The sequence below is a fragment of the Rhizobium sp. PL01 genome, from assembly GCF_033447125.1.
In the GTDB taxonomy this organism is placed as follows: Bacteria; Pseudomonadota; Alphaproteobacteria; order Rhizobiales; family Rhizobiaceae; genus Pararhizobium.
The window spans coordinates 523,044-546,704 of sequence record NZ_JAWQUM010000002.1; the positions used below are offsets into that span (position 1 = coordinate 523,044).

At 57.9% G+C, this 23,661-nt stretch carries 20 protein-coding genes; 6 read left to right on the forward strand and 14 right to left on the reverse strand.

The window, feature by feature from the left end:
* Positions 1-34: 34 nt before the first annotated feature.
* From clpA to R6X40_RS06970, 6 genes are all read right to left on the reverse strand, one after another.
* A complete protein-coding gene (gene clpA / locus R6X40_RS06945; RefSeq protein WP_318412124.1) occupies positions 35-2,554 on the reverse strand; it encodes an ATP-dependent Clp protease ATP-binding subunit ClpA in 2,520 nt (839 codons plus the stop codon).
* A gap of 9 nt (positions 2,555-2,563) precedes the next feature.
* Complete coding sequence (gene clpS, locus R6X40_RS06950) at positions 2,564-2,917, reverse strand: ATP-dependent Clp protease adapter ClpS (protein ID WP_060638280.1); 354 nt, start codon at positions 2,915-2,917, stop codon at positions 2,564-2,566.
* 252 nt (positions 2,918-3,169) lie between these two features.
* Complete coding sequence (locus R6X40_RS06955; RefSeq protein ID WP_318412127.1) at positions 3,170-3,523, reverse strand: phasin family protein; 354 nt, start codon at positions 3,521-3,523, stop codon at positions 3,170-3,172.
* Positions 3,524-3,753: 230 nt separating this feature from the next.
* Complete coding sequence (locus R6X40_RS06960) at positions 3,754-3,957, reverse strand: DUF3126 family protein (protein ID WP_318412129.1); 204 nt, start codon at positions 3,955-3,957, stop codon at positions 3,754-3,756.
* 99 nt (positions 3,958-4,056) lie between these two features.
* Positions 4,057-4,884 carry a serine O-acetyltransferase gene (gene cysE, locus R6X40_RS06965; protein WP_318412130.1) on the reverse strand — a complete coding sequence of 276 codons (828 nt, stop codon included), beginning with the start codon at positions 4,882-4,884 and terminating at the stop codon, positions 4,057-4,059.
* A gap of 85 nt (positions 4,885-4,969) precedes the next feature.
* Positions 4,970-5,755, reverse strand: a complete 786-nt coding sequence (locus tag R6X40_RS06970) for an alpha/beta hydrolase (protein WP_318412132.1) — start codon at positions 5,753-5,755, stop codon at positions 4,970-4,972.
* 164 nt (positions 5,756-5,919) lie between these two features.
* Here R6X40_RS06970 and R6X40_RS06975 point away from each other — a divergent pair, with 164 nt between their 5' ends.
* The gene (locus R6X40_RS06975) at positions 5,920-6,165 is read left to right on the forward strand and encodes a zinc-finger domain-containing protein (RefSeq protein ID WP_037100916.1); all 246 of its coding nucleotides are present in this window, start codon (positions 5,920-5,922) and stop codon (positions 6,163-6,165) included.
* Positions 6,166-6,183: 18 nt separating this feature from the next.
* Complete coding sequence (locus tag R6X40_RS06980; protein ID WP_318412136.1) at positions 6,184-7,329, forward strand: FAD-dependent monooxygenase; 1,146 nt, start codon at positions 6,184-6,186, stop codon at positions 7,327-7,329.
* A gap of 3 nt (positions 7,330-7,332) precedes the next feature.
* Here the strand turns inward: R6X40_RS06980 and R6X40_RS06985 are convergent, their stop codons facing one another.
* Positions 7,333-8,523, reverse strand: coding sequence for a cystathionine beta-lyase (locus R6X40_RS06985; protein WP_318412138.1), 1,191 nt, complete (start codon positions 8,521-8,523; stop codon positions 7,333-7,335).
* Positions 8,524-8,868: 345 nt separating this feature from the next.
* Here R6X40_RS06985 and R6X40_RS06990 point away from each other — a divergent pair, with 345 nt between their 5' ends.
* The 4 genes from R6X40_RS06990 to R6X40_RS07005 all read left to right on the forward strand — a co-directional run bounded on the left by R6X40_RS06990 (position 8,869) and on the right by R6X40_RS07005 (position 13,141).
* Positions 8,869-9,894: an amino acid ABC transporter substrate-binding protein gene (locus R6X40_RS06990; protein WP_318412139.1), complete on the forward strand. Its 1,026-nt coding sequence runs from the start codon at positions 8,869-8,871 to the stop codon at positions 9,892-9,894.
* Positions 9,895-9,990: 96 nt separating this feature from the next.
* The gene (locus R6X40_RS06995) at positions 9,991-11,184 is read left to right on the forward strand and encodes an amino acid ABC transporter permease (RefSeq protein ID WP_318412140.1); all 1,194 of its coding nucleotides are present in this window, start codon (positions 9,991-9,993) and stop codon (positions 11,182-11,184) included.
* A gap of 4 nt (positions 11,185-11,188) precedes the next feature.
* Positions 11,189-12,346, forward strand: a complete 1,158-nt coding sequence (locus R6X40_RS07000) for an amino acid ABC transporter permease (RefSeq protein WP_318412141.1) — start codon at positions 11,189-11,191, stop codon at positions 12,344-12,346.
* An 18-nt stretch (positions 12,347-12,364) separates the two neighbouring features.
* Complete coding sequence (locus R6X40_RS07005; protein ID WP_113243548.1) at positions 12,365-13,141, forward strand: amino acid ABC transporter ATP-binding protein; 777 nt, start codon at positions 12,365-12,367, stop codon at positions 13,139-13,141.
* Positions 13,142-13,221: 80 nt separating this feature from the next.
* On the opposite strand, the gene R6X40_RS07010 is transcribed toward R6X40_RS07005, so the two are convergent.
* From R6X40_RS07010 to R6X40_RS07040, 7 genes are all read right to left on the reverse strand, one after another.
* Positions 13,222-14,778: a caspase family protein gene (locus tag R6X40_RS07010; protein ID WP_318412144.1), complete on the reverse strand. Its 1,557-nt coding sequence runs from the start codon at positions 14,776-14,778 to the stop codon at positions 13,222-13,224.
* Positions 14,778-16,313 carry a caspase family protein gene (locus R6X40_RS07015; RefSeq protein ID WP_318412146.1) on the reverse strand — a complete coding sequence of 512 codons (1,536 nt, stop codon included), beginning with the start codon at positions 16,311-16,313 and terminating at the stop codon, positions 14,778-14,780. The genes R6X40_RS07010 and R6X40_RS07015 overlap by 1 nt, the downstream gene beginning before the upstream one ends.
* Before the next feature lie 3 nt (positions 16,314-16,316).
* Positions 16,317-17,213 (reverse strand): OmpA family protein, encoded by an 897-nt coding sequence (locus R6X40_RS07020; protein WP_318412148.1) that lies wholly within the window; start codon positions 17,211-17,213, stop codon positions 16,317-16,319.
* A gap of 72 nt (positions 17,214-17,285) precedes the next feature.
* The gene (locus tag R6X40_RS07025; RefSeq protein ID WP_318412149.1) at positions 17,286-20,540 is read right to left on the reverse strand and encodes a c-type cytochrome; all 3,255 of its coding nucleotides are present in this window, start codon (positions 20,538-20,540) and stop codon (positions 17,286-17,288) included.
* Positions 20,541-20,582: 42 nt separating this feature from the next.
* Positions 20,583-21,836 (reverse strand): ferric reductase-like transmembrane domain-containing protein, encoded by a 1,254-nt coding sequence (locus R6X40_RS07030; RefSeq protein ID WP_318412151.1) that lies wholly within the window; start codon positions 21,834-21,836, stop codon positions 20,583-20,585.
* Positions 21,837-22,196: 360 nt separating this feature from the next.
* Positions 22,197-23,009, reverse strand: a complete 813-nt coding sequence (locus tag R6X40_RS07035) for a ferredoxin--NADP reductase (protein ID WP_318412153.1) — start codon at positions 23,007-23,009, stop codon at positions 22,197-22,199.
* Positions 23,010-23,146: 137 nt separating this feature from the next.
* Positions 23,147-23,644: a DUF934 domain-containing protein gene (locus R6X40_RS07040; protein ID WP_318412155.1), complete on the reverse strand. Its 498-nt coding sequence runs from the start codon at positions 23,642-23,644 to the stop codon at positions 23,147-23,149.
* Positions 23,645-23,661: the final 17 nt, after the last annotated feature.

Genomic DNA, 23,661 nt, shown 5'->3' on the forward strand with positions numbered 1-23,661 from the left:
TCAAGTCCGGCACCGTGTCTCATTTTAGGATGCGTTATTTCTTGCGCGGCACCTTGGGTACCGTGCTTCCCTTGCGCGGCGGCTCGGCAGCCTTGGCGCTCACCGGTTCTTCAGCCTTAGTGGACTTGGCTGCTTTTTTCGGCTTGATGGAGACATCAGGTTCGGCTCCGACGCTTTCCAGTTCCTTCGGCTTTGCTGCCTTCGACGCCTTCTTTACAGGGGTCACAACTTCAGCCTTGGGCTTGATGCGCGCTGTCTCCGAAACGTAGTCAAGCAGCAGACCCTTTGCGCCATCCGGCTTGGTCCCGACCGTCACCTTGACGACGCCACCCTTCTTCAGTTTGCCGAAGAGGATTTCGTCCGCCAATGGCTTCTTGATGTGTTCCTGGATGACACGTGCCAGTGGCCGCGCGCCCATTTTTTCATCATAGCCCTTGTCGGACAGCCAGGCGATGGCTTCCGGCTGCAGGTCGAAGGTAACGTTACGTTCTGCCAGCTGGGTTTCCAGCTGCATGACGAACTTCTGCACCACCTGATGAATGACCGGTGTCGGCAGCGACGCGAACGGAATGACCGCATCGAGACGGTTGCGGAATTCCGGCGTGAACAGACGGTTCAGCGCCTCCACATCATCCCCTTCGCGCTTGGCAGAGCCAAAGCCGAAGGCAGCCTTTGCCATCTCGGACGCGCCCGCATTGGTCGTCATGATCAGGATGACGTTACGGAAGTCGATTTTCTTGCCGTTATGGTCGGTCAGCGAGCCATGATCCATGACCTGCAACAGGATGTTGAACAGATCCGGATGCGCCTTCTCGATTTCGTCGAGCAGCAGCACCGAATGCGGATGCTGGTCGATGCCATCGGTCAACAGGCCGCCCTGATCGAAGCCGACATAGCCGGGAGGTGCACCGAGCAGACGCGATACGGTATGGCGCTCCATGTACTCCGACATGTCGAAGCGTATGAGTTCCACACCGAGCGATGCGGCCAGCTGCTTGGCAACCTCCGTCTTGCCGACGCCGGTCGGGCCGGAGAAGACATAGGAGCCGATAGGCTTGTTGGGCTCGCGCAGGCCGGCACGGGCCAGCTTGATCGCCGACGCAAGCGCCTCGATTGCCAGGTCCTGGCCGTAGACGACCGAACGCAGCTCCTTTTCAAGATTGGCGAGAACGGCCTCGTCATCCTTGGAAACGGATTTTGGCGGAATGCGGGCCATCGTCGCGATCGTCGCTTCGATTTCCTTCTCGGTGATCAGCTTGCGACGCTTGCTGACGGGCAGCAGCATCTGGGCCGCACCGGTTTCGTCGATCACGTCGATCGCCTTGTCCGGCAGCTTACGGTCATTGATGTAGCGGGCAGAAAGCTCGACGGCCGACTTGATCGCCTCGTTCGAGTACTTCAGCTTGTGATAGTCCTCGAAATAAGGCTTCAGGCCCTTCATGATCTCGATAGCATCGTCAATCGTCGGTTCGCTGACGTCGATCTTCTGGAACCGGCGCACGAGTGCGCGGTCCTTTTCGAAGAACTGACGGTATTCCTTGTAGGTGGTCGAACCGATGCAGCGGATCGCGCCGGAGGACAGCGCCGGCTTCAACAGGTTGGAGGCATCCATAGCCCCGCCGGAGGTCGCACCGGCACCAATCACTGTGTGGATCTCGTCGATGAACAGCACGGCGCCCGGATATTCTTCCAGTTCCTTGACCACCTGCTTCAAACGCTCTTCGAAGTCACCGCGATAGCGGGTACCGGCGAGCAGCGTGCCCATGTCGAGCGAGAAGATCGTCGCGTCCTGCAACGCTTCGGGAACCTTCTTCTCGACGATGCGCTTGGCGAGACCTTCGGCGATCGCCGTCTTGCCGACGCCGGGGTCGCCCACATAAAGCGGGTTGTTCTTGGAACGGCGGCACAGGATCTGGATCGTCCGGTTCACCTCGGCATGGCGGCCGATCAGCGGATCGATCTTGCCGACCTTGGCCTTCTCGTTGAGATTGACGCAATAGGCCGTCAGCGCATCCTGCTGCTTCTTCGGGCCGCTTTCGTCCTGCTCGCGCGATGCCTTCTGTTCGGATTCCGGCTCATCGGCGCCACGTGGCGCGCGCGCCTCGGATGCACCGGGGCGCTTGCCGATACCATGCGAGATGAAGTTGACCGCGTCGTAGCGCGTCATCTCCTGCTCCTGCAGGAAATAGGCCGCATGGCTCTCGCGTTCTGCGAAGATAGCGACAAGCACGTTGGCGCCCGTTACTTCTTCACGCCCGGACGACTGGACATGGATCACCGCGCGCTGGATGACACGCTGAAAACCCGCCGTCGGTTTGGAATCCTCATCGTAACCCGTGACCAGGTTACCGAGTTCGTTATCGACATAATCGGAGACGGTCTTGCGCAGTGCATCGAGATTGACGTTGCACGCGCCCATGACAGCCGCCGCATCGGCATCGTCGATCAATGCCAACAGGAGATGCTCCAGGGTCGCATATTCATGATGGCGCTCATTGGCCAGCGTCAGAGCCTGGTGCAGGGCTTTTTCAAGGCTTGTTGAAAATGTTGGCACGTCAGTTCCTCATTTCTTTTCCATGACGCATTGCAGCGGGTGCTGATGCTCGCGGGCGAAATCCATCACCTGCGTCACTTTGGTTTCGGCAACTTCGTAGGTGAAAACACCGCATTCACCCACGCCGTGATTGTGAACATGCAGCATGATCAGAGTTGCCGCTTCGCGGTCCTTCTGGAAAAAACGCTCCAGAATGTGGATCACGAATTCCATCGGCGTATAGTCGTCGTTCAAAAGCAGGACGCGATAAAGGCTCGGCTTCTTGGTCTTCGGCTGTGTCCGAGTGATAACGGACGTGCCACGGTTGGCGTTGCCCCCATCCCCGTCGCTGTCTTTTTGCATCCGGACCGGCATGGCGATCATTCTACTTCATTCCCTTGTCCAGCCGCAAATGCTTGGGAGAAATTCGCGACCTGTTCGTGACACTTAATCTAGTGGTTCTTTTTCAGATTTTAAGGCTGTTCGTCTGCACTGCAATCACATTTGCGTCGTCAGGCACAAGATTGCGCAACTTTCTTCAGGCCGCCTATCGCCAATCCACCAGATAGACAACAAAAAACCGGCTGCAGAAAGCGCAGCCGGTTATTCGGTACTTTAAAGTATGGGATTGGAGCCTTAAGCGGCGACCGCAGCCTTGACAGCGGCCGTTGCCTTGGCAACCGGCGCTTCGTATGGCTTGTAGGCGTCCTTGGCCAGATCGGCATACATTTCGCCGATCTTGGTGGCTTCGGCGACATAACCTTCATAAGCGGTCTTCACATAGCCCGTCTGCAGCTCGAAAGCGGCTTCGACGCTCTTGACCGTGCTGATTTTCTCGATGTGGGCAACACTGTCTTCAAAGGCCTTCTTGGAATAGTCGGCTGCTTCGGTGGCGATTGCCTGGAAAGCCTTCGTCAATGACGCATAGCTCTTCAACATCGTATCCATGTTCTCTTTGCTTTTTTTATTCGCATCTTCGAAATTGAACATCAGGCTGCTCCTTTTGTGACGCTCGCAATAGCAACAATTTATGTGCACTGCACAATAAAGTCAATGTAGGCGTGCAACGCAATAAAACGTTGTCATTGCAACAGCTTGATGAAAAAGGGCGAAACCGGTCGCATTTCGCCAGAAAAATAAACAAAAAGTATGATTTTATCAAAAAACCCGGCCTGATGAACAGGGCCGGGCCAAATTACGCGCTCAACTGAAAATTGCGTTTAAAGGTCGATATCGAGAATAGCCATCGAGAAGCTGTAAGACAATTCGCCGTCTTCCTCGTCCCGGAACACCACGCCCAGAAACTCGTCGCCCAGATAAACTTCGGCGGATTCATCCTTTTTCTGCCGTGCCTTGATGACCATTTCCTGGTTGAACGTGCGCTTGAAATAGGCTTCGAGCTTTTTGATTTCTTCGGGCTTCACGTCTTTTCTCCATGGCGGTTTGATTTGCGCCGCTTCTCGCATAGAGCTTCAATCGGTGTAAACCCCCGCAAAAGTGAGGCAACAGACAAATTTCCGGGCTCAAATCTCGAAGGACACGAGCAACTGGTCCATAGAGCGTGATGGTTCCGAACAGCCGGCTTCGCCGACGACCCGCGCCGGAACACCGGCAACAGTGGTCTTTGCCGGAACTTCCTTGAGCACGACGGACCCAGCCGCCACCCGGGAGCAATTGCCGATATGAATATTGCCGAGAATTTTTGCGCCCGCGCCAATCAGTACACCATTGCCAATCTTCGGATGGCGGTCGCTGCCTTCCTTACCGGTGCCGCCCAGCGTCACGCCGTGCAGGATGGAAACATTGTCGCCAATCACAGCGGTCTCGCCGACCACGAGGCCGGTGGCGTGATCGAGGAAAATCCCCTTCCCGATACGCGCAGCCGGATTGATATCCGTCTGGAAAACGGACGAGGAACGGCTTTGAAGATACAGCGCGAAATCACGGCGTCCACGGTTCATCAGCCAATGCGCCAGACGATGGGTCTGGATGGCGTGGAACCCCTTGAAATAAAGGATTGCCTCCAGAAAACGCGTGCAGGCCGGATCGCGGTCATAAACGGCCTGGATATCGACACGCAGGATGGTACCCCATTCCGGCCAGTCTTCCAGCATTTCGGCAAAGGTCTGGCGCAGCAGATTGGCTTGAAGATCGGGATGATCGAGCCGCTCGCAGATCCGGTAGATGACGCTGTCTTCCAGCGAACGCTGGTTGATAATGGTCGAATAGAGGAATGCAGCAAGCAAGGGATCCTGCTGGGCAGCGAGCCGCGCCTCTTCCTGCAGACTATCCCAGATCGGATCCATGACCTTCACAGTCTCGGTCGGGCGTATGTCAGTCCTGGCGACCATCGCCACTCTCCTTCGAAATCCGTGCACATCAGATATAGGCCAAATCACGATGAATATAAATGGCCGCTCGAAATGCCTTCGCGGGTTACGCTTGCCCGACCTTGGCCCAAAACTCAAGCGCAGCCTTCTTGAAGACCCTGTCGCCAACGGCAAGCATGTGATCGCGGCCGGGGATATCCAATGCCACGGCATGTGGAACAAGGGCGGCCAATTCCTGTGGGGAACCGGCAATATCATCCTTGGTCCCGACCGCGATCAAGACCGGCACATCGATGCGGCCCATGTCCTCGACTGAGAGCAGATCGCGCGAGGTCGAGATACAGGCAGCCAGCGCCTTGCGATCACTTTTCGTCTGGTCGGCAAAGGCGCGGAACATCCGCCCGCGCTCATGAGTAACAACATCGAGAGAAGGCGCATTCAATGCGTCGGCGATCGGATCCCAGTCACCGACGCCGGTCACCATGCCGATGCCAAGTCCGCCGAGAACGAGAGAGCGCACACGGTTCGGATGCGCCAGCGTCAGGAAAGTGGAAATGCGGGACCCCATCGAGTAGCCCATCACGTGAGCGTCGGCGATGCCCAGATGATCAAGCAGCGCCACGGCATCGCCAGCCATAGCGGGCGGGTGATAGACTGCCGGATCGTGCGGCTTGTCACTGGCGCCATGGCCACGATTGTCGAGCGCGATCACCCGGTATCCGGCATCGCCCAGCGTCTTCAGCCAACCCGGATAGACCCAGTTCACATTAGCGCTAGAGGCAAATCCGTGGATCAGCAAGATCGGATCGCCGGACGGATCGCCCTCGTCGAAGTAGGCGATCGACAGGCCATCGTGAGTGAAGGTCGAAAAGGCGGGCGGGTTCAGATCCATGGCATGCGTCCTGTTTTGAGCGACCCTATGACAGCGCCAGCGCCGGGAAAACCCCGGCACGCCAAAAAACGCACAGGCGCGGCATCTTTGCCGCTACACTTTTGACGCAAAGCTTTCTATGGTGCGGCGAAATTCGACTATTCTTCTACACGACGGAGCATGACATGGCCGGGCACGGTATTCCCCACTTTCAAAACGATGGCGGTCACGCGGTCATCGAGGTCGGCGTCAAGGAATTTATGTGCACCGGCGCATCCGTGCCTTTCGATCATCCGCACATCTATATCGACATGGGCGACGATAACGAAAAAGTCTGTTCCTATTGCTCGACGCTGTACCGTTACAACGCCAAGCTCCATGCGGACCAGACTGTCCCGGACGGCTGCACGTTCAATGCAAAGGCGGCCTGAGCTGCAAACGCTCCTGGCATGACAACGAGCCAGCCCGTTGTAATCGTCGGTGCCGGTATAGCCGGCCTGACGGCGGCGCTCAGCTTTGCCCGCAAGGGTATCTCCGCCGAAATTTTCGAACGGACGAGCGTTCTCAGCGAAACCGGCGCCGGACTGCAACTATCCCCCAATGCAACACGCCTCCTGACAAAGCTCGGCCTTCTCCCGCAGCTGGAAAACCTGTGGCGTGAACCGCAAGCCGTCACCCTCGTCAGCGGATCATCGCTGCGGATGATTGCGTCCGTGCCGTCCGGTCAATTTGCACGCGATCGTTGGGGGGCACCCTATGGGGTCCTTCACCGGGCCGACCTCCAAAAGACATTGCTTGATGCCGTAACGGCCAATCCGCTGTGCCGCCTTCATCTCGGCGCCGAGTTCGATCTTTCCGCACACATGACCGCTACCAAGCCGCGCCTTGTGGTTGGCGCCGATGGCGTCTGGTCAACAATGAGAAAGCGGATAGAAGGTGCTGGAAAAGCGACTTTTTCCGGTAATGTCGCCTGGCGGTTTACGCTCAGTGAGGGCGACGCTCCGGCGTTTTTCGATACAACCAAGGTCACCGCATTTCTTGGCGGCGGCTCGCACCTCGTCGTTTATCCGCTGCAGCAGACGCGCAGTTTCAACATGGTGGCCATCACCAGTGGTGCCGATTCGGGAGAATCATGGAGCCGCTCCCTGCCCCAGGAAACGAGCGAGCAGCGGTTGCTTGAGGCCTTTTCCGGATGGCATCCCCGGATCGTCGATCTGCTGCGGCATGCGGTCGAGCCAACGGTCTGGCCACTGTATCACGTGAATGACGGAGCCTGGCACCGGGGCGAGGAGATCGTTCTGATCGGTGACGCAGCCCATGCAATGATGCCGTTTGCGGCCCAAGGTGCGGCGATGGCGATCGAGGATGCGTTTGAACTCGCATCCTTCGTGGCAGATGGAAAGCCGCTTGCCGCCTTTGCCGATCACCGCAAAAGCCGGATCGCACGCGTCCGCTCGCGCGGTACCTTCAATCGCTTTGCCTATCACGCCCGCGGCCCGGTGCGGCTCGGGCGTGATCTCGTCCTGTCGCTGCGGCGGCCGGAAAGTCTGGCCGCCGATTTCGACTGGCTCTATGGATACGAGCCCAAGGACTGAGGATCAGACGGCCTTTGCCGCCGCGAAACCAGCCTCGATATCCTTGCGCAGATCCGCGACATCCTCGAGACCGATCTGCAGGCGGATAACCGGGCCTTCTGTTGGCGCCTTACAGATCTTGCGATCGGAAAGACCGACATGGACGGCCAAGCTCTCAAAACCACCCCAGGACCAGCCGAGCCCGAAAATCGACAGGGCGTCGAGGAAAGCATGCGCCTTGGGCTTGAACTGTTCCGGCTTGTTAGTCTTGAGGACAAACGAGAAGATGCCGCTCGAGCCGGTAAAATCGCGCTTCCAAAGGTCATGGCCCGGGAAGCTCGGCAAGGCCGGGTGCAGCACGCGCGCGACGTCGTCCCGCTCTTCCAGCCAGCGGGCGATGTTGAGTGTGCTTTCCTGATGGCGTTCGAGACGGATGCCCATCGTGCGCAACCCGCGCAAGATTTGGTAGCTGTCATCCGGTGCGCCACAAAGGCCTAGAGCACCATGCGCGTCCAATAATTGCTCCCAATGCGCCGCATTGGCAGAGACCGTTCCCATCAGAATATCGGAATGACCGGACGGATATTTGGTCGCCGCGTGGATCGATATGTCGACGCCGTGATCAAGCGGCTTGAAGTAAAGCGGCGTTGCCCAGGTATTGTCCATTGTCACCACACAGCCGTGGCGATGCGCAACAGCCGAGATCGTGCGGATATCCTGCATCTCGAATGTGTTGGAGCCCGGCGCTTCGGTATGAACCAGCTTGGTGTTCGGCTTGATCAGGCCTTCGATACCCGCACCGACCATCGGGTCGTAGTATTCGACGGTGACGCCAAGCCTCTTCAGCATCGTATCGCAGAAATGCCGGGTCGGAAAATAGACCGAATCGACGATCAGCGCATGATCGCCTGCCGACAGGAAAGCGAGGAACGGTACCGCAACGGCGGCCAGACCCGATGGCACAAGCACTGTGCCAGCCGAGCCTTCGAGCGCATCGATTGCCTCGCACAATGCATCGGTCGTCGGCGTTCCGCGCGTCCCATACGTGTATTTCTGCGACTTTGTTTCCATGGCTTTTGCATTTGGAAACAACACCGTAGACGCGTGCACGACTGGCGGATTGACGAAACCATGAAAGTCGGATGGCGAATTGCCGATATGCGACAGCCGGGTGTTCACGCCAGCGCCGGCGAGGAAATCATTCTTTTCAGTCATGGGGAACGTCCGCTTATGAAATTGCATGTGCGAACACTTTTCCGCCCGCAGACCCGGAGGGTCAAGAGACTTCCGCTGCGGCACACCGGCACAAGGGTGGAAAACTCAGTTTTTGGCGATTTTTTGACCAAAAACGTGCACCAAACGATCCAAAACTGCCTAAACATGCGGCGCAATCAACGATTCTCGTGACCCAGCCCGGAAAATCGGCAACGTGTCTTGACCCTGCGCGGTTTTGAGCATGAGATAGACGGTACTCGCGCCAGGAGGGTGGCGGGGGCCGTAGCTGCATCCAAAGCGCAGCTGTCCGGGACGAGAACAAAGACAACAGAAAAAGGTTCTAAAATGGCTAAAAGAATTTTGACAGCGCTGATCGGCGCTGCCGTCATGGGGATTGGCGCTCAGGCTGCATCGGCAACGACGCTCGGCGACGTAAAAGCGAAGGGCTTCCTTCAATGCGGCGTCAACACCGGCTTGACCGGCTTTGCCTCCCCGGACGCATCCGGCAACTGGAGCGGCTTTGACGTCGATTACTGCAAGGCGATTGCCGCTGCCATCTTCGGCGACGCAACCAAGGTCAAGTACACGCCAACATCCGCCAAGGACCGTTTCCCGGCTCTGCAGTCCGGCGAAGTCGACGTTCTGGCTCGTAACACGACCTGGACGATCAACCGCGACACCGCGCTCGGCTTCAACTTCCGCCCCGTCAACTATTACGACGGCCAGGGTTTCATGGTCCGCAAGTCGCTGAACGTGAAATCGGCTCTCGAACTGTCCGGCGCTGCGGTCTGCGTCCAGACCGGCACGACGACAGAACTGAACCTTGCCGACTATTTCAAGGCCAACAACCTGCAGTACAATCCGGTTGTTTTCGAAAAGCTCGAAGAAGTGAACGCTGCCTATGACGCTGGCCGTTGCGACGTCTACACGACCGACCAGTCGGGCCTTTACTCGCTGCGCTTGACGCTGGCTGCTCCGGACGATCACATCATCCTGCCGGAAATCATTTCCAAGGAGCCGCTTGGACCGGCCGTCCGTCAGGGCGACGATCAGTGGTTTGACATTGTCAGCTGGGTTCACTACGCGCTTGTCGGCGCTGAAGACTTCGGCATCACCCAGGCGAATGTCGAGGAGATGAAGAAGTCGACCAACCCGGATATCCAGCGCTTTCTTGGCGTTGAGGCAGACACCAAGATCGGTACTGACCTCGGCCTCGAAAACGATTGGGCTGTGAAGATCATCAAGGCCGTTGGTAACTACGGTGAAGTGTTCGACCGCAACATCGGTACGGGCAGCCCCTTGAAGATCGAACGCGGCCTGAACGCGCTGTGGAGCAAGGGCGGCATCCAGTACGCACCGCCAGTGCGCTAAGACTTTACGACAATTGGGAAAGCGGCTCTGGCCGCTTTCCTTCCCAAAAATAAGAATCGCTCGAAACAGGGTGATCAGGGGATTAAGAGGCTCTGCATGACGATCGACGCCACGATTCCGCCCGGCAAGGACAAGCCGACCGGCTCAATTTTAAACGACCCCAAGGTTCGCGGTATCATCTACCAGGCCGTGACGCTGCTGTTGCTGATCGCTTTCATCTACTGGGTCGCAATGAACACCAGTGAAAACCTGAAGCGTGCAAACATTGCTTCCGGTTACGGCTTTCTCAAAGGACGTGCCGGTTTCGATGTCGGCCAGTCGCTGATCGCGTATTCCAGCGATTCGACCTATGGCCGCGCACTTGTGGTCGGTTTCTTCAACACCATCCTGGTTGCCGTTGCTGGCATTATCACCGCCACAATCATCGGCTTTCTGGTCGGTATCGGCCGACTGTCGAAGAACTGGCTGATCGCCAAGCTGTCGATGGTCTACGTCGAGATCTTTCGCAACATTCCGCCGCTTTTGGTGATTTTCTTCTGGTATTCCGGCGTTCTCGCGGTTCTGCCGCAGCCGAAGGAATCGCTGGCGCTTCCGCTGGACATGTACATCAACAATCGTGGCCTCGCCTTCCCGCGCCCGGTCTTCGACAGCGGTTCGCATTTTATCCTTATTGCCTTTCTCATCGCGGTTGTCGGCAGCATTCTCTTCTCCCGGTATGCCAACAAGAAGCAAATGGAGACAGGCCAACGCATGCCCGTGCTCTGGACAGTGATTGGCCTGTTGATAGGCCTGCCTCTGCTCACTTATTTTGCGACAGGCATGCCGATCTCTTTCGATATACCGGTAGCCGGCAAGTTCAATCTGACGGGCGGATCGGTCATTGGCCCGGAATTCCTGTCACTGTTCCTGGCATTGTCCTTCTATACGGCATCCTTCATCGCCGAAATCGTCCGCGCGGGTATCCGCGGCGTCAGCCATGGCCAATCGGAAGCGGCGCATGCACTCGGTGTTAGACCAGGTCTCACGACACGCCTCGTCGTCGTGCCGCAGGCCATGCGGATCATTATCCCACCGCTGACCAGCCAATATCTCAACCTGACGAAAAACTCGTCGCTCGCCATCGCCATTGGTTATTCAGACCTGGTATCGACCGGCGGCACCATTCTCAACCAGACCGGCCAAGCTATTGAAATCGTCAGCATCTGGATCGTCGTCTATCTGACGCTCAGCCTGTCGACGTCTGCGATCATGAACTGGTTCAACGCCAAGATGGCACTGGTGGAGAGATAAGATCATGAACACACATCAGACCAACTTCGTTCGCACCAGCATGCTGGAACAATCCACACCGCCGGTGCTGGAGAAAGGCTATATCGCCTGGATCCGGAAAAACCTGCTGGCCACGCCGCTCGACGCGGCGCTGACAATTATCGCCCTTCTGGTTCTCGCCTGGGCGCTGCCGCCCGCGATCAAATGGCTATTCATCGACGCTTCCTGGACAGGCGGTGGGCGCGGTGTTTGCGCAACGGCCGCTCAAGGCGGCTCGCAGCCGGAGGGCTGGAGTGGAGCATGCTGGGCCTTTGTCGGCGCAAAATTCGACGTGTTCATGTTCGGACGTTATCCGATCGATGAACGCTGGCGTCCGATGCTGGTGGGCATCCTGTTCGTGGCACTTCTGGTCCCAATCCTGATTCCAAAGGTTCCCTACAAGGGCCTCAACGCCATCCTGCTTTTCGGTGTGCTGCCCGTCGCGTCATTCTTCATCCTGATCGGCGGCGTGTTCGGCCTTCCCTATGTGGAAACGCCGCTCTGGGGTGGCCTGATGGTCACGCTGATCCTGTCCTTCGTCGGCATTGCAGTCTCACTCCCGCTTGGCATCATTCTGGCGCTCGGCCGACGATCGACAATGCCGGTTATCCGCCTGCTCTGCACCACATTCATCGAAATCGTCCGCGGTATTCCGCTGATCACGGTGCTGTTCATGGCCAGCGTCATGCTGCCTTTGTTCCTGCCGCAGGGCATGACGGTCGATAAATTTCTGAGGGCCGTGATCGGGGTTTCGCTCTTCGCCTCTGCTTATATGGCCGAAGTGGTGCGCGGCGGGCTGCAGGCCATTCCAAAGGGACAGGCGGAAGGCGCCGATTCGCTAGGCTTGAGCTACTGGCAGAAGATGCGGCTGATCATCCTGCCGCAGGCGCTGAAACTGGTCATCCCGGGTATCGTCAACACCTTCATCGGCCTGTTCAAAGACACATCGCTGGTTTCGATCATCGGCATGTTCGACCTGCTGGGCATCGTCCGCCAGAACTTCTCCGACGCCAACTGGGCATCGCCGGTCACACCGCTGTCGGGCCTAGTTTTTGCCGGATTCACTTTCTGGCTTTTCTGCTTCGGCATGTCGCGCTATTCAGGGTTCATGGAACGAAAGCTCGACAAGGGCCACAAACGATAATGAGTGAGGTGAAATAAAATGGCAGCTGAAGCCAAACCGCTAAAAATCGAAGTTTCGTCCACCGACGTCGCCGTCGAAATCGTCGGCATGAACAAGTGGTATGGAGATTTCCACGTTCTGCGCGACATCAATCTCAAGGTCATGCGCGGCGAGCGCATCGTCGTTGCCGGCCCGTCCGGCTCCGGCAAGTCGACGATGATCCGCTGCATCAACCGCCTGGAAGAACACCAGAAGGGCAAGATCGCCGTCGATGGCATTGAACTCACCAACGACCTGAAGAAGATCGATGAAGTGCGCCGCGAAGTCGGTATGGTGTTCCAGCACTTCAACCTGTTCCCGCATCTGACGATCCTGGAAAACTGCACGCTTGCACCGATCTGGGTCCGCAAGATGCCGAAGAAGCAGGCAGAGGAAGTGGCGATGCACTTCCTCAAGCGCGTCAAGATTCCGGAGCAAGCACACAAATATCCGGGCCAGCTCTCCGGCGGTCAGCAGCAGCGCGTGGCGATCGCCCGCTCGTTGTGCATGAACCCACGTGTCATGCTGTTTGATGAACCGACATCGGCGCTCGATCCGGAAATGATCAAGGAAGTGCTCGACACTATGGTCGGCCTTGCCGAGGAAGGCATGACGATGATCTGCGTCACCCACGAGATGGGCTTTGCCCGTCAGGTTGCCAACCGCGTGATCTTCATGGACCAGGGCCAGATCGTCGAACAGAACGAGCCGGCTGCCTTCTTCGACAATCCGCAGCACGAGCGCACAAAGCTGTTCCTCAGCCAGATCCTGCACTAAGCGGAACACCTGTTTGAATCAGAAAGGCCCGTAGCATTCGCTGCGGGCCTTTCTGTTTTCAGATACCGCGCGTCTGGAGACTACTCGACGGTGTATTTCAGCGTTCCCAGCGACCAATGCACGCCGCGGTTTTCGGTATCACCGGTCCAGGTTTTCTGGAGCCTGGCGACGATTTCACTGAGGGACTGCCGGGCATCGAGTTCGGCATTGAGGCCCTGCGCCGACGGTGCCACGTCCTTCATATCCACAGCATCGCCAACGACGATGGCGACCAACATATTCTCGCCATTACCGTCAGCCTCGAAATCGAAGCCGTAATAGTCATCCGGTATCGTCAATGTCGAACCGGCCGATAGCGGCGTGATTTTCTGCGCCATATCGTTTGGAAAAATCTGCGTTGCGATGCCTTTGCCATTCACATCCAGCAAGACGAGATCTCCGTCATATTGGCTGGTGACCGAGATCTTGAAGACCTGGCCCTTTTTCAGCTTCGGACCGGTATCCAGTGAAACCATGACTTCACCGGTATCCGCCTTGCCGGTAATATCTCCGACAGCCGTTACAGGATTGGCATCGACATAGGCCGGTGCAACGCCGGCTTCGACCTTTGCTTCCTGGTAAACCGGCTCCGGCTTGCTCAGAGGTTGATTCGCTATCGCCTGTTCTGCCGCGTATGGCTCAGGCTTGGCGACGCTGCTGCCAAGGGCCTCCGGCACGCTTTCCAACTGCGGATCGAGATTGTCGCAATCTTCTAGCGTCGAACAATACTCCTTCGATTTCCGGGTCACATATTCGAAAAGCTCGGCATTGCTGACAAGACCGTTGCCATTCGCATCAGATTCCTTTGGTGCGTAGCCGGCTATATAAGCGGAAGTAAAAACACCGTGCCGGTCGTCGATCGGCAGGCGGGTATCGTCCCAGGCCACCTGATAGGCGGCGGCAGCACTCCAGGCGGTCAGTCCACCCGCCGTCAATTGCGCGGGTTTGTCGACAACGCCGAGGTCGATGCGCAATCCTCGGGTTAGCGGCTGCTTGCCTGCGCGGGCAAACGGACGCGGCAGATAGCGCGCGCCTTTCAGGCCCGATACTGCCTGTGGCGACAACGACCGCGAGATCGTGCCGGAATGGCAGGCATCGATCACCAGCGTCACTGCCCTGCCCTTCAATTTTTCCAATACCGCCTTGAGGTCGTCGTCCAGAATGACGTTCGACCAGTCGTCCTCGCCGGCCTTGATGTCGTAGGTCGAAATGGCCTCGTCCATTCCGTCCTCCTCATCGCCGCTAACATCCTTGACCTGCAGACCATGCCCGGAAAAATAGAGATAGACCCGGTCGCCGGGCACTGTTCCGTTAACCAGCCACTCGTCCATCGAGGATAGCATCGCCTGTCTCGTAGCCTTTTCATCCGTTAGAACCCGGATTGCCTCAGGCTTGAAGCTCAACGTCCCCGTCAGCAGCGCCTGGATTGCCTTCACGTCGTTTTTCGGACCATGCAGGAACATATCCGGAGGCAGGTTTTCGTAGGTGCCGATACCGATCACAAGCGCCCGGTCTTCCGCGTATGCCGCTGCGGTTTGCATGGCCAACGAGGACAGGCACCATAGCCCTGCGGCGGCAATCATGCGGAAAACGGTCATCACAATTTTTCCCGGGTGTAGAGCGGCTGGATCGCCACGCTTGTATCGGTGCCGTCTACGCGCGTTAACAGGAGTTGCAACACGGTCGCCGCATCGACATTCTTGCTGGCCAATGCCGCGCCAATCGCATCAATGGGTTCATTGGTAGCAATCACAATCAGATGGTCCGCGCCAAAAGGTTCAACGACCTGTAGATTGCTGAGCTTGAACTCGACACTTGCCGTGCCTTCAGACTGAACGTCGAGCAGTTGCACTTGGCCGGTATTGGCCAGATTGAACACCACCATGTTCTTGTAGTCTGCTTCCGGCGCATCGAAGGAAATCTTGTCGCCGGCGACATAGATGTCCTTTTGTGGCGTCAAGGACACGGCACCCGGATGCTGGCTCGCCATGAGTTTCAGAAAATCGAGCAGGATGAATTTGTTCACAACAGACTGGATCATCCCGGCATAGATATGCTCGCCCGCAACGTCACCATTCGGTGTGTAAAAGATGCCGCTGGCCGCATCCCAACGATAAGGCACGCCCGTTCCACCGGTATTGTCCGGTACGGCATCAGTCGCTTCGACGGACAGTGCCAGTTTGCCATCCCAGCCCATCTCACGAACGGATTTATAGGTCTTTTTTACTGCCGGCTCGGTGGTGACGGCCACACTCCGGGTCAGTGGCATGACCACCTCGTCTTCCGAACGCGGCAACTGCGGTGTAAAGTTCGGAACCTGAAGTGCCTCTGACTGGGTTTTCACATTGGCAAAGACATAATCCTCCAGCTCCACCCGAGACAGACGGCCATCGCCGTTGCGATCCGCCGATCCCTCCACGGCACGGGCAAAACTCCAGCTCAACGCACCGCGCGGCTCGCCGTCAATGATCACTTCGGGTGACGGCTGGCTCTCCAGAGAAGCGGCAAGCACCGTCACGTTGCGGAACTGTGCCTCTTTCACTCCGGCACCGGACACCGCCTCTTGTGACGGCGGTTTGAGTTTTACGGTGACAGCCTGGGCAAGACGAGTCTTGCCGGAAAAGGATCTGCTCATGCCGCCGGAATGGCAGCTGTCGGAAACGAAAAGCACCTGCACCCCCTTTGCCTCGGCCTCGGAAAACCAGGCATTCAGCTCGTTATCGACGATGATTTCGTGATCGGTCTCTTCAGCGCGGCTTCGGTCGAAACCCGGTAGCTGCAGAAACTCATCAAGCCCATCGGCCTCATCACCGGCAACAAGCTCCGGCATCTGCGCACCGTGCCCGGCATAGGTGAAGATGATCGTGTCGCCCTTCCCCGCACTGCCGACCAAATCGATCCAGGCCGCGCGAATATCGTCCTTGCGGGCGGCGGCATCGAAAAACGCCGTTATCCGATCGACCCCCGCCCGCCGCAAGGCACCTTCCACATCCTTGGCGTCCTTGACGGCCCCATCCAGGCTCACCTCGTAGGGATAGGCGTCGATGCCGACCACCAAAGCATAGGTCTTTGCCGATGCGGCACCGATGGGCGCTGCGGAAAGCACGAGAGCGAAAACCAGACGGCGCAACATCACTCAGTTCTCCACATCGACTTCGACACGCCGGTTCATCTGGTTGAGCGTCTCCTCGTCATAGGCGCTGGCGTCATCCGCCTTGAACGGCTCGTCTTCGCCCTTGCCGAACGTTGTCCACTGCCCGGCATAGCCTTCTGCGACAAGGTACTGGGCTAAGGCCTCGGCACGCTCCAGTGAAAGCACCCGATTGGCCTCAGCCGTGCCAACCGGATCCGTATGGCCGATCAGGGTAATCGCCTTGGGTTTGACCGATTTCAGGCACTCGGACAGATCCTTGGCCGAGATCAGTCCCTCCTGGGTGAACTCGGCCGTGCCGAAGACGTAGCGCACCGGCGTCGATTTCTTTTTCAGCGACACGCCACGATAGCTGATCTTGCAGGCGCCGCGCATGGCGAGCTTGATCGGTTTGGGTGCCGCAAGCCGCATCTCTGTCGCCATATGATCCAGACGAACGATATAGGCGTCATCCGGTGCCATCCACTGCGGCGTCAGCATCTCGTTGGCGGCATCCTCCAGCGCCAGCTGATAGTAGCGTGCGGCCGCCTCATAATCCCGCCGGTCGCGGTTGATATCGCCGAGTGCGTCAAAAACCTGCCAGGGCGCTGAACTACTGGTGCGGATCGTCTCGAGTTCCTCCTCGAAATCTACCAGATTGGCACCTTGTCCAACAGCGCCGACTATCCGGTTGAAGGATGCGAGCGTCGCCACACGGTTGATCATCGCCTTGTCGTCCACCGTGCAGCCCGGCTTCGGCCTGCCAGCGATCTGTTTCGCCAGCGCCTCGTTTCCGGCATTGGTGGCCTCGGCAACCTGCGTCAGGGCATCACACGCTGCGGACGCCGTCCCGGCGGCGAAAAATGCCAGCAGCGATACGCCAACCAAAACCTTCAATGTCATCACGCGCCTTCCCATGCCATTCCAAAATACCGCGCGAACCTGCCGGCCGCCACGTCGCGGCCGGCATGTTCCTTATTGCCTGATCTCGAATGTCACCACTTGCAGGCCGCTCGCGCCTTTGTCATCCTCAGCCTTCTTGGCAAGGTTGATCGCCAGTCCGCGCGTCGGCGGTAGATGCGACTGCGCCACCAGCTGCCGTGCCCGCTCGACCGAGAGCTTCTGGTCACCCAGCCCGCCTTCGCGGCAATAGGCAATCATGGTTTCGGCCGGTGCCGGTGTATCGAACGTCAGATTGCCGGTGCCCGGCTGCGGGATCTGCCGTTTTTCGCCCGCCTGCAGCGTTGTGTTGCCGATCATTTCATCCGGTATGACTTCGACGTTGCCGGTTTCCTCCACATAAAGGATCTGCAGCTCGCAGGCCTTGTTGGAACTCAGCTCGAAAGACAGCTGGTCGCCGACCTTCGCGGTGGTCGTTGCGACATGCAGTGCCAGTTCGAGCTTGTTATAGTCGGCGGGCTGCTCCTGGCGATAGGCAGGGGTTGCGGCAGCGACCGTCTCCGGCTTGACGTAATCCTGCTGCGCCGTCTGACCCGCCACATCCTGGCTCTGGCTTAGCACGGCTACATGGACGGTGGTCGTATCGAGCGGCTTCAACTGCATCAATGGATACAGCAGCAGCGGAAACTGCTGTTCGACTTCCGCCCGCGGGATCGTTGCTCCGGCTTCCAGTGTCGTGACCCAGTCGATGCCAAGCCGCAGGGTATCGACATCTTCCACCCGCTTGATCGCCGAGGAAAGTTCGGCCGGGGTCATGTCGAATTCGGCGGCCAGCGCATCGAAATCGAGTTCATCCTCATACTTGTCGCCAAAATATGTGACGAGTTCGGCATTGCCCGGCGCCTGCATGCTCTGGGCGCTGCCATCCGGTGTCGGCTCGGTCACTCCAAGCTTGACCAGCGCTTCGACGAAACGCTGCCGGTCCTTGTTGTAGGCGGCATCAAGCTCTTCCTGAGGCACATACATATCGAGCAGGATGGCCTGCTGATCCTTGTTGAACAGCGTCGACGTCTGGATATGTTCGCGCAACTGGTCGCGTTTCGACAGGATGCCGTTGGCGTGGCAGTCGAAGCACGAGCGGGCATTGATGATCTCGACACCTTTGCCGATGGGCCGCTTGCGGAAGGAAACGATCGTGGTTGGACCGACATCCAGCTGTTTGCCTGCCGACGTCGACAGGTAATAGCCTTGCAATCCATTCGGCAGCGAGAAGATCATTTCGCCGCCATCATGTTCGAAAGCTGTCAGCCCGCCGTCGAACGGCTCCAGTTCCTTCGGACCTTGCGGGAAACGCTTCAGCACCTGGCGGCCAACGTCGCCGCCAAAATCATAGGATTTCCAGTAGTAACCGCCGAACGGCATCTCATGACGCTCAAGCATGCGGTTATGATCGGAGACACCGGACGAGCCGTCAGCAAACCCCGCACGCAGCACCTGGCGGCGGCGGATATTCTCATCCACGTTGATCTGGAACCGCTGTTCAAGCTCGCGAATGTGCGTCGGCAGCTTCATCAGCTGGTTGTAGATCTTCGGCTTGGCCGCATTGGCCATGAACCAGTCGATGCGCATGATCGGCAGGACGGTGTCGGTCTGCTTGGTCAGCGCCAGAAGCGACGCATCACTGCCGGGATCGACACCGTAGAAATATTGCGAGATCAGGAAATTGTAGTCGTCCGCCGACCATTGCAGGTCACGCAGGTCGACCCGGACCATCAGTCCGTTGGTGCCTTCGACCTCCTGTGGCAAGACCAGTTTCGGACCATAGGAGAGCGAGTTCAACAGTTTCTTGAAGCCGCCAGCCAAAACGTCCATGCGCTTCATGAAGGTCTTGTCCTCCTCGCAGCCCATCATGCCGTTGTACTGGTTGCGGTAGGAGAAGTAGCGCATGTATTGCCGGTCGAGATCGTTGACCTTGGAAATATCCTTCAGCCCAGCCTCGACGAAGTCGCGATAGGACAGCATAGGCCGCGTGCGTTGCGGTTTACTGGCCGCCGTCTGCGGCAGGTCCGATTGCTTGAGCGAATTGATCCAGTCCTCGAGGCTCTTGACCTCCTCGGCGGTTGGACGTTTGCCAAGCGGCATGCGGCCGCTGGTGACCGAGGTGAACAGACGGGATTTGGCGGCATCACCCGGAACAACGAAGGCGGCGTCAGCTGCGATGGTGTGGAGGTCGCCGGCCGGATAGGAGCCTTGCGAGCTTTCGCCTGGGCCGTGGCAATTGCGGCAATATTTGCCGATGAAGGCATCGGCCTGGGTTGCCAGACCCGCATTATCACCGGCAAGAGCGGATGCCGGCGTGCTTTCCTTGCAGACAGCCGTTGCCGATTGCGCCACTGGCTGCGGCGGTTTGACCTCACGGTCGGACAGGAAGGCGTAAATCGCCGTGCGGTCCTTTTCGGTCAGCGCCGACAGTCCGTGAGCGATCTCGCGCATCACCGGATCGGTCAAAGGTGCACCGGACAGCTTTTTGCCTTCGTCGATCAGACCGACGGTAAACACCTCCGGCGAAGCAAGGCCCGCCATCCGCGCCTTGGAGATATCTGGAGCGACCGCACCCGTCAGGCCCTTTTCGCCGGTATAGGCGTTTTCCATATCGAGGCCATAGGTGGTGGTGCGCGGCGTGTGGCAATCGCCGCACCCGCCGACGTTTTCGACGAGATAGCGCCCGCGCTCCATCTGCGTTTCTTCACGTGACTGATATTCCGGCACATCGAAATGGCTGCGTTTCCAGAGCGTAATCGTCGTTTGGCGGCTATAGGGGAATGCAATCTCATGTTCTTTCGACACGGCATCCGAGGCAATCAGCGTGTCGATATAGGCCTTGATATCGAGCACGTCTTCCGGCTTCATACCGCCATAGGCGGTATAAGGCATGACCGGATAGAGATTGTCGCCTTCGCGATCGATCCCTTGCATCACTGCATTGAGAAACTGGGCATTGGTCCAGCCGCCGATACCATTGGCATGGGATGAAATATTCGGCGCATAGAACTTGCCGATCGCCGTATCCATCTCCAGACCGCCGGACAGGATCTCGGCACTCCTGCCGGATCCATGGCAGGCACCGCAGCCGGAAGCGTTGAACAGATATTTGCCGTTGTCAGTATTCGCCTTGTAGGTCGTGTAGGCGTCGTCAGCAAAGGCATCGCGGGCCGATGCAGCGCCCGGACACTGGGTCAATGCCAGCACTGTCGCCACTATTGCTAGAATAGAGCGCGGCAGGCGCAGTCCAGGGATCATTTTCCCGGACAATTGATCGAACATGCGCATGGCTTGTTCTCCTTGCTTTCTCAAACGACAAAAGGCGATGCCTTATCGGAACTCGAACTGCTCGAACTCAACCCGTCTGGGTTTCTTGCCGAGGTCCTTCAGTCCTTTTTCAATAGCTTTCCGTAGCAATGGCGGTCCACAGAACCAAAGGTCCGCGCCCGCCGGATCGACGACGCTCGATGCCGCAAGCTTTGCCGCGTCGAGCCGTCCATCGATTTTGGAATCGTGCAAAGTAAAACTGAAATTCGATAGTTTTTCCGCCTGCGTTTCGAACGTATCGAGGCCGATCGCCTCGCTTCGATCACGCACGCAATAGACCATGTGAATATCCTGGCCTTCATCCCCCTTTAGGCGCCCCGCCATCGCCAGGAACGGCGTAACACCAATGCCACCGGCGAGCCATATCTGTTTCTTGCCGCCACGGCGATGGTTGAAATGGCCATAGCCGCCCTCCAGTTTGAGGCGATCACCGACGGCGATACCTTCGCGCAGGGCCTTGGTGTAATCACCCAGCGGCTTGATAGCGAAACGGACGACGCCATCGTCATCCATGCCGGCAATCGTGAAGGGATGCGGTTCGCGCAGGCCCGGCTTGTTGACCCGGAAAAACCCGAACTGGCCGGGCTTTGCGCGCAGTGGACTCCGTGTTGGCCGGGCGGAAATGATCGTCGCGCCTTCATGGCGCGTCACGTCGAAGACTTCGTAGGTCCGGGTGCGCAGCCAGGGGAAAAGCTGCGTGTAGATGTAGCTCCCCGTGCCGATCATCGCAAAGATATTGAGATAGGTCGCCAGCATGGCCGTGCCGTCATAGGGCCGCTTGATGAAGGTTTGGTGGAACGCGACCATGATGAACAGCAAACCGATGAAACGGTGCGTCAGCCGCCAGAAATGATACGGTATCTCGATCTTCGTCTTCGGAATGATCTTGATCATACTGAGAACCAGCAGAACCACCAGCGCATAGAAAGCATATTCCCCAGCCTGAGCCGCCAGCTTGTTCAGCCCGCCGGTCAGCGACAGGCCTTTAAAATCCGGGGTGATGACATAGTGCACGAGGATCAAGATAAGCACCGTGATACCGACCCGCCGGTGCATCTGGTAAATCCGGTCCAGTCCGCCGAAAAGGCGCTCGACCAACGGCGGGCGGGTTGCCATGAACAGGGCCAGCGCCATTCCGGTAAAGGCCATGGAGGATGCCATCAGTGAAAACGTGGTGCCCGCGTTGGTGTGACTGACCGCAGGGACGGCCAAGAGCCCCGCAAATCCTATCAACGACCAGACAAGAACAGCACCCATGCTCACGCGAAATCCCCACCGTTCCGCAGCAGCGGAGCCCCAAAGGCAAGACTGGCAAGGCGCTCCGGCTTCGTCAACTGCTATTGTAGAACATACGATTTTGCAGCGGACTTTATTCGCGGACATCCAAGCTTCTGTGTTTGCTGGCAATTTCCGTTGTGGGCGCAGACCGGCCAAACAGACAATTCACAGCTACTGAAATCCACATCAGACAACCCTTTAGTGCCTCCTTCAGCAAAAAGGCGTAGCTTGTGCTCCACCTGAAGGAGTAACGGGTTTGCGAGACTCACAAACCGCTCTGCGGTGAAACAAAAAAGGCGGCCCGAAAGCCGCCTCTCCTATTCCGCGTTTCTAAGGTTATCAGCCAACGAATGCACGTTCGATGACGAATTCGCCCGGCTTGTTGTTGGCACCTTCGTGCAAACCGGCGGCTTCGAGGATCTCCTTGGTTTCTTTCAGCATCTCGGTCGAGCCGCAGATCATGCCGCGATCGACCGCGGGATCGAAAGCCGGGAGGCTAAGGTCGGAGAACATCTTGCCGTCGCGCATCAGGTTGGTGATGCGGCCCTTGAACGGATAATCTTCGCGGGTGACGGTCGCATAGTGACGCAGCTTGTCGCCGACCAGCTCGGCCAGGAATTCGTGATTGCGGATTTCCTCGATCAGATCGAAGCCGTATTTCAGCTCGGCGACGTCCCGGGTTGTGTGGGTGAGGATGACTTCTTCAAACTTCTCGAACGTTTCCGGATCGCGGATCAGGCTTGCAAACGGTGCGATGCCGGTTCCGGTCGAAAACATGTAAAGACGCTTGCCGGGCGTCAGTGCGTCAAGCACCAGCGTGCCGGTCGGCTTCTTGCGCATCAGCACCTGGTCGCCTGGCTTGATACCCTGCAGATGCGATGTCAGCGGCCCGTCCGGAACCTTGATCGAGAAGAATTCAAGCTCATCGTCCCAGGCAGGGCTGGCGATCGAATAAGCGCGGTAGATCGGCTTGCCATCAACCATCAGGCCAATCATGGCGAATTCGCCCGAGCGGAAACGAAACTCGGTCGGACGCGTCATGCGGAAGCTGAACAGCCGGTCCGTATAATGCGTGACCTTCGTCACCGTTTCAGCGAACACGCCAGCGGGTACGGTTGCGGCAAATTCTTCGATCTTGGCAGGAGCATTCATTGCGGCGTCAGGTCCTGTAATGATGAGTAACTCTTTCAGGTATCAGCGGATATTCCAAAAGGCGCTGATTTGGAAGCAATTCCGTTCCAATTATAGCGCCTTTTGCAGATTGATGCGTGCTTCAGTATGTCGCGGTCTCAGGAAACCCGGCGCCAGCTGTAGGATTTCGCGTCAGTCGATGGTTTGGCGGTCGGCTGGTAATGATTGTCGATCCCCGGCAGCCGCCCTTCGGACAGGCGCTTCAGAGCCGTTTCGTTGCTGACGGCAAAGCTATCGACGCCACAGCGCAGCATCAGCGGCACCTGGTCGATCAACACGTCGCCGACCGCACGGATTTCCTTGCCATAACCAAGACGAACGCGCAGCAGCGACGCATGGCTGAACGCCCGGCCATCGTTGAAGGCGGGGAAAGCCACCGCAATCAGCGACACCTGCTCCAGATACGGCTGCAGCCGCGTCACATCGTCAGCCGGATTGACCAAAACACCTAGCCCGCTGTCACCGGACGATGCCTTTTCAAGGAAGGCATCGATCCCGAGAATGGCTTTTTCGTTGGAGCCAGCTTTGGTTTCCTCACTTTCGACAACCCAGGGATCGTCGGTCACGAAGCCGGTTTCTTTCCAGATCTTTGTCATATGCTTGTCCTTGAACC